The organism is Okeania sp. SIO2F5 (genome assembly GCF_010692685.1).
GTDB classification, from domain to species: domain Bacteria; phylum Cyanobacteriota; class Cyanobacteriia; order Cyanobacteriales; family Microcoleaceae; genus Okeania; species Okeania hirsuta.
This window is the reverse complement of record NZ_JAAHGU010000222.1, coordinates 1-7,035: the sequence shown is the minus strand read 5'-3', so window position 1 is coordinate 7,035 and position 7,035 is coordinate 1. Positions and strand designations below refer to the sequence as shown.

6 protein-coding genes and 1 pseudogene are annotated in these 7,035 nt (G+C 39.1%); 2 read left to right on the top strand and 5 right to left on the bottom strand.

Annotated elements, in window-relative coordinates:
- A partial coding sequence (locus F6K27_RS31730) for a hypothetical protein (RefSeq protein ID WP_287279792.1) occupies window positions 1-186 on the top strand: 186 nt, incomplete at its 5' end.
- A 70-nt stretch (window positions 187-256) separates the two neighbouring features.
- Here F6K27_RS31730 and F6K27_RS31725 read toward each other — a convergent pair.
- Together F6K27_RS31725 and F6K27_RS31720 are read right to left on the bottom strand one after the other, a co-directional pair.
- Window positions 257-508, bottom strand: a pseudogene (locus F6K27_RS31725) (RRXRR domain-containing protein); the annotation flags it as partial.
- A gap of 610 nt (window positions 509-1,118) precedes the next feature.
- Window positions 1,119-2,039, bottom strand: coding sequence for a histone deacetylase (locus F6K27_RS31720; protein ID WP_124145542.1), 921 nt, complete (start codon window positions 2,037-2,039; stop codon window positions 1,119-1,121).
- Between the two features lie 490 nt (window positions 2,040-2,529).
- Here F6K27_RS31720 and gyrA point away from each other — a divergent pair, with 490 nt between their 5' ends.
- Window positions 2,530-5,187, top strand: coding sequence for a DNA topoisomerase (ATP-hydrolyzing) subunit A (gene gyrA, locus F6K27_RS31715; RefSeq protein ID WP_287279794.1), 2,658 nt, complete (start codon window positions 2,530-2,532; stop codon window positions 5,185-5,187).
- A gap of 574 nt (window positions 5,188-5,761) precedes the next feature.
- Here gyrA and F6K27_RS31710 read toward each other — a convergent pair.
- The 3 genes from F6K27_RS31710 to F6K27_RS31700 form a co-directional block, all read right to left on the bottom strand.
- Window positions 5,762-6,004 carry a hypothetical protein gene (locus F6K27_RS31710; protein WP_287279796.1) on the bottom strand — a complete coding sequence of 81 codons (243 nt, stop codon included), beginning with the start codon at window positions 6,002-6,004 and terminating at the stop codon, window positions 5,762-5,764.
- Between the two features lie 190 nt (window positions 6,005-6,194).
- On the bottom strand, window positions 6,195-6,512 hold the full coding sequence (locus tag F6K27_RS31705) for a zinc ribbon domain-containing protein (protein WP_287279800.1): 318 nt from the start codon (window positions 6,510-6,512) through the stop codon (window positions 6,195-6,197).
- 13 nt (window positions 6,513-6,525) lie between these two features.
- The coding region (locus F6K27_RS31700) for a transposase (protein ID WP_287279801.1) at window positions 6,526-7,035 on the bottom strand (510 nt) is incomplete at its 5' end.

Here is a 7,035-nt window from a genome sequence, read left to right as displayed (position 1 = left end):
AACTTGACCAATTCCATAGTCAAACTACTTATCGGACTTAGTTTACAAAGTCTATTAACCCAAGTTTCTACAGTCATATCATGTCCGGTAGCATCGGTATTGTATAGAAAAGGTAGGCAACAGGCAAAAGCTCCGGAAGGCAACAGGCAACAAACAGGAAGGCCATTGAGTAAGAAAAAAACTTAAATTTCCTGTAGATATCCACGCTAACTTTTACACAAACGCGCCCCAACGGACATGATCTCAAAACCCGATGCCTGAAACTTGGTGGCAGCCATCCTTTGTTTCGTTTGCGGTTGAAAAATCTGCACTTACGGTAGCGAGTTTTTCGACGACGACCTCGACGAAGAGTTCGCCGTCGCTCCAAAGCATTCTTGATTTACTGACCACGATGGATTAAAACCATTGCAAAGATAACTTCTTCACTTTGGGTAACCATTGCAAAGCCTGTTTGTTTAGAACCAGGGTCAATTTTTAATTGCAAGCCTTGATTTTCTTCAGCTACCAATTTATCATTTTCTTTGTGGGTTTAATACCCCACCGTCAACTGGAGTGTTCAAAATTACTTGGGGGAGCGTAGACGCGGAGCGGCAGGTCGTTGACTATCCCCATGTAATTTTTCTCCTGTCTCCTGTCTCCTGTCTCCTGTCTCCTTCTTCAATCAGATGTAAAGTTGGCTTCGCCCGGTTATTTAAACTTTTTACGTTCGGCACACTAGCTTTTCAAATCTCTTTGGCTGTTTAATGCCGAACAATAGAGGTTGGAACTGGCCTAGCATCCCGACGTATTGTCACCAAAATAACGTTTACTTGAAAAAAGTGGGCTGGACTAACCATTTAAACACAAAATTTGCGTTTTGATTAGATTTGTGGTTAGTACCCACACAACCTAGAGAATTACAAAATTGCAAATTAATTGAGTGGTAGCGAATCAATCCAGTCTCAGTTAAAATATAATTATTAATATCATGTCATGTCCGTTTAATTTAAGTCCTGATAATGTTTGATTTTGAAATCTTCGATCGCTTTAACTTACCTACATCTTCAAAGCTTCCCTATTGCCGGAGGTACTGATAACTGCTAACACAGTTCTTCCGGTAGGAGGCTAACTGAATTAATCTACAAACAACGTTCAATTGTTGCCACTACTGATTGAGATAAACTAGGTAGGTCATAACCACCTTCTAAACCAAATAAGATTTTGCGGGTTATTTGCAAACAATATTTTGTAAATTCTCCATAGTCTTCTGGTTGGAGAGCAATACCTGCTAATGGATCGTCACGGTTAGCATCATAACCAGCACTAACAATCAATAAATCTGGTTGAAAGCTAGCTAAAAAGGGTACAACTTTTTGCTCGAATGTGGGTTGATAAATTGCCATTGTGGTACCTGGTGACATGGGTAAATTTAGTACATTATTGTGGAAACCATGTTCATCAGCAGAGCCAGTGCCAGGATAACAGGGAGATTGATGGAGGGAGCAGTAGGCTATATTTTCGTTGGTTTCGACAATTTCTTGAGTACCGTTACCGTGATGCACATCCCAGTCTAGAATGGCGACCTTGTTAATACCTGGTTTCTCTAGAGCGTAATGAGCTGCGATCGCCGCATTGGAAAATAAGCAAAATCCCATGCCTCGTCTACTTTCAGCATGATGTCCAGGGGGTCTCGCCAACACAAACGCCGGATTGGCATTTGCTAATACTAGATCGACTCCATCTAACCAAGCACTTATCGCTAATAATGCCACATCATAACTTTTCGCAGAAACTGGCGTATCTCCATCCAAATAACCGCCACCTTGATTAGCTATTTCTGCTACTGCTTGAATATGGCTGCGAGAGTGAACTTTTTCTAGTAGTGTCATCAATGATGAATGACGTTGTTGCACCGGGGTGGGCGATCGCCATTGCAATTGGCCATTGTGAGGAAAAGTTTTGAGAGTTTTGACAATTGCAGTTAAACGTTCTGGTCGCTCCGGGTGTAGCATACCAGTTTTGTGTTCGAGAAATTCATCGGAATAAATAACAGAAATCATCAGTTAATTTTAGATATTAGATTTTTTTTGATTAAATGAAACTTTTTATTAGACTTCTTGCAGAAGTCAGGAAATATGGAATAGGGAATAGGGAATAGTTGATTTCATATTTTGAGTTGATTTAATTAAAACTTTTGCAAGAGGTCTATTAGACATAGGCGTAAAAATCCAAGATAAAATCAATTATTATCCATAAATCATCAATGATTCCCCTCCTGGGAGGGGCTAGGGGTGGGTCCCTGTTCCCTATTCCCTGTTCCCTCTTTTGGTGGAGATGTCTATTGTCATCATACCAATATTTGAACTTTAAATCTAACTGAAAATACTAAGACATTTTTGAATTAATTTTATCAAAAATAGACAAGAAATATGCTATAATTTTAGACGTAAACAGCATAATTTTGCAAATACACCGAACTTAATCTGGGGAAATCCTATTTTGTCGGTTTTTTGCTAATTCATTATATATTTAACGGAGTTTTTCATTAGTATGACTACTTCTGAGTCACGAATTGTACCGACCGATCTCCGTAATGAAATGTCCCAATCATACCTAGAATATGCCATGAGTGTAATCGTAGGTAGGGCATTACCAGATACTAGAGATGGTCTCAAACCCGTGCATCGTCGCATACTCTATGCCATGAACGAATTAGGGTTAACAGCAGACCGCCCTTTCCGTAAATGCGCTCGTGTTGTGGGAGAAGTGCTGGGTAAGTATCATCCCCACGGCGATACAGCGGTGTACGATGCTTTGGTGCGAATGGCTCAGGATTTCTCAATGCGATCGCCCCTCATCCACGGTCACGGTAATTTTGGTTCTGTAGACAATGACCCACCTGCGGCTATGCGTTACACAGAGTGTCGTCTACAAGCGCTCACTTCTGATGCCATGTTGCGGGATATTGATGCAGAAACAGTAGATTTTGTTGATAACTTTGATGGTTCTCAACAGGAACCGTTGGCACTGCCCTCCCGCATTCCTCAACTATTCCTCAATGGTTCGTCTGGTATCGCAGTGGGAATGGCAACTAATATTCCTCCCCACAATTTGGGGGAGCTTATTGATGGTTTGTTAGCACTGATCGAAAACCCAGAAATAACTGATACTGAGTTAATGCACTACATTCCCGGTCCTGATTTTCCTACAGGGGCTCAAATTCTGGGAAAATCTGGTATCCGCGATGCTTACACACTCGGTCGTGGTTCTATAACTATGCGGGGTGTCGCCACCATAGAAACCCTCGAACAGCGCGGTCGCCCTGACAAAGAAGCTATTATTGTTACAGAGTTACCTTACCAAACTAATAAAGCAGCTTTAATTGAAAAAATTGCTGAACTGGTTAATGACAAAAAAATTGATGGCATTTCTGATATTAGGGATGAAAGCGACCGCGACGGAATGCGGGTAGTTATCGAACTCAAACGAGATGCTTACCCTAGAGTTGTACTCAATAATCTTTATAAACAAACCACTCTACAAGCAAACTTTGGAGCTAATATTTTAGCATTAGTAAATTCAGAACCCCAGTTACTAACGCTGAAAAAATATCTCGAAGTATTCCTAGATTTTCGGATAGAAACTATTACGAGAAGGACTCAATATGAACTCCGAAAAGCTGAAGAAAGAGACCATTTATTACAAGGTTTGTTAATTGCTTTAGACAATTTAGATGCAATTATTCAATTAATTCGTCAGGCTGCAGATACTCCTGCTGCCAAACAAGAACTAATTGAAAATCATGGTTTATCTGAAGTACAATCAGATGCAATTTTACAAATGCAGTTAAGAAGATTAACAGCATTAGAAGCACAAAAAATTGAACAAGAACACGAAGAATTACTGTTAAAAATTGCTGATTTGCAAGATATATTAGCTAAACGGGAACGAATTCTAGAAATTATTGAAACTGAAGCTTTAGAAATCAAAGAACGCTATGCTACTCCGAGAATAACTATCATTGAACTAGCAGAAGGTGAACTAGATGATACAGATTTAATTGCCAATGAAAAAGCAATTATTCTATTAACAGAACAAGGCTATATTAAACGGATGCCAGTTAATACTTTTGAGGCTCAAAGTCGAGCAACTCGTGGTAAGTCTGGTACGAAAATGAAAGATGATGATGGAGTTGAACATTTTCTCAGTTGTTGTGACCATGATAGTATTTTATTCTTTACTCAAAGAGGTGTTGTTTATTGTCTAAATGCTTATCAAATTCCTATTGGTTCTCGTATAGCACGGGGCGTACCAGTGGTACAAATGTTACCTATTCCACGAGATGAAAAAGTAACTTCTATAGTGGCAGTTTCAGAATTTACTGATGATGAATTTTTAGTAATGTTGACCAAAGGTGGATATATTAAAAAAACACCTTTATCAGCATTTTCTAATATTCGTTCTAATGGATTAATAGCTATTTCTCTTGCCGAAGGCGACCAATTAAGATGGGTAAGAAGAGCGAAAGTTGATGATAGTGTGATTATTGCTTCTAGTTCTGGGATGGCAATTCACTTTAGAACAGATAATAAGCAATTACGTTCTTTGGGTCGTAATACTAGAGGGGTAAAATCTATGAAACTGATCGAAGATGATGAGTTAATTAGTATGGATATTTTACCCAGTTCAATTTTAGATAAAATTGCTGATGTTGATGAGGAAGAATTAGAGCTAGAAGAAGCAGAATTAGAACTAGAAAATGGAGAAATAGAAGAGGAAGAAACTGAAGAAACTACATCAGTTAATAATAGTGGTCCGTGGGCATTAGTTATTACTACTGGTGGTTATGGAAAGCGGGTGCCAGTTTCTCAATTTACCTTACAAAACCGAGGTGGAAAAGGTCGCATTGCTACTAAGTTTAAGAAGAAGAAACGGAAACAAGATAAATTAGCTTCTTTACGAATAGTCAACGAAACTGAAGAATTAATAATGATTACTACTCGCGGAATTATTATTCGTCAAGCAGTTGACGCTATTTCGATTCAATCTCGTAGTGCTACAGGAGTAAGGGTACAAAAACTAGATGACGCAGATACCATCGCAGAAGTAGCTTTAGTTCCTGCCACTGAAACAGAAGAAATAGAAGATATGGAAGAAATAGATGCAGAAGAAACAGAAGATATAGACCCAGAAGATATGGAAGAGTAAGGAGGTAGGGATAGAGAGTTAAATATAGTTATATAATCCCTCCTTCGGGAGTAAGGAGAAAGGAAAATCGTATGAAATTCTACCCTACTCCTTACTATCATCTATTTATAAATATTTATAAAAAAACTGCCTTTTATTAGGGCGTGTCATCAATTAAAAAATTGACAAGTAGGGGTATTGTATGCTCTAGGTCGATGGCAATCGCTATGCTCATAATACCAAATTGATAAATGTTTGCTACAAATAGTTAGGATATTTCTTAGGAGTCAACCCACCCCTAACCCCTCCGGTGGAGGGGAAGTCAGGAGTCAGGAGTCGTATGGGAAGGGCTTCAATACCATTTTTTAGGTCGGAAGTCATCTTTTTTGTCAAAGGGAATATTCTGAAAAGTCTTTTTATTCCTCTTACTATTCGTAACATTATTTTTTCACGCTTGGTATAAAATGACTGAGGCTACCAAATAAATCCCTCCCAGGAAGTTAACCGAACGTTGATCGTATCTAGTAGCGATATAGCTGCCACTAGGCGGAGCCAACGCTGGATACTCTTTGAGTTTGGCAAAGAAATTTTCGATTCATAGACCTGCTTTGTACAATATCTGATCATAATTACGCAGTTCACGCGCAGTTTTTTTTTCGGGGAAATCACTACTTCTATTCCTCTGTGGGTCAAAGGCGATTGGCACCCGCTCCTGAGCATCATCAGCTTTTTCCCCTAATACTGCTTCCGCTTTTACCATCGGTAATACTACATCTGCCCCATCCAAGTCCGATGCTTGACCAGTAGTAAAAAAAATTAGTAGGATTACCCAGAGCATCTACTACTCCATGTATCTTGGTACTCAACCGTTCTACTAAACTTACCCAAACTTACCCAAAGCATAATTGCATGAGCTTTGGAGCTAGCTTCCTGTTTTGCTGACGCAATGCTGCGCAAACACTGAAGACCACTGACCGCAGTCTGCAACTTATCTTCGAGAGCAGGCTTAAAATCGGTGAGAACTTCACCTACTCCCAAACATAGTTTTCTAGGTTGACAGCAGCATTAAAGTCTCTGTCAGCTTGAAATCCACAGTTAGCACAATTATAAGTTCTCTCTTGTAAAGGCATTTTCTGTTGATGCCCACAATGAGAACATATTTGAGAACTTGGATAAAATCTATCTGCTATCACTACTGAACTGCTATACCACTCACACTTGTATATAAGTTGACGCTTAAACTCATAAAAACCACAATCTGCTATGGCACTTGCTAGTTTATGATCTCTTGGTGCGCTACCAGGTGCGACTATCGTCGTCGCGGGGTCGCACCGCTTTTTGAGCATTCCACTTACATTGTCATACTTCTATTACTATGGTGCTGTGGTTTTTAGCTAACCATTTTGTCAGTTTATGAAGTGTGTTAGCTCTGATGTCAGCTACTTTTTTGTGAGCTTTACCTAGTCTTTTTACGGCTTTGGCTCTATTTTTTGAGCCTGGCTCTTTTTTGCTAACACGCCGTTGATAACGAGTTAGTCGTTTTTTGGCTTGCTTATAAGCTTTGACGTTGGCAAATTTTGTTCCATCGCTACAAGTTGCTAGAGCATTTATGCCTACATCTACACCTATAACAGCTCGTGACTTAGGATGGGCTAATAGTCCTAATTCCAAATCATATTTAAAACTGATATACCAATTACCTGCCCGTTTGGATATCCTGACATTTTTTACTGGTACAGAAGATAAGATTTCATAAGTTTTTACTATTCCTATTCTGGGTAATTTGATATAGTTTCCTTGCAGAATTTTAATAGTTCCATCTAAATAGAAACTGTCTTTTTTACCCTTTTTCTTAAACTTCGGAAATCC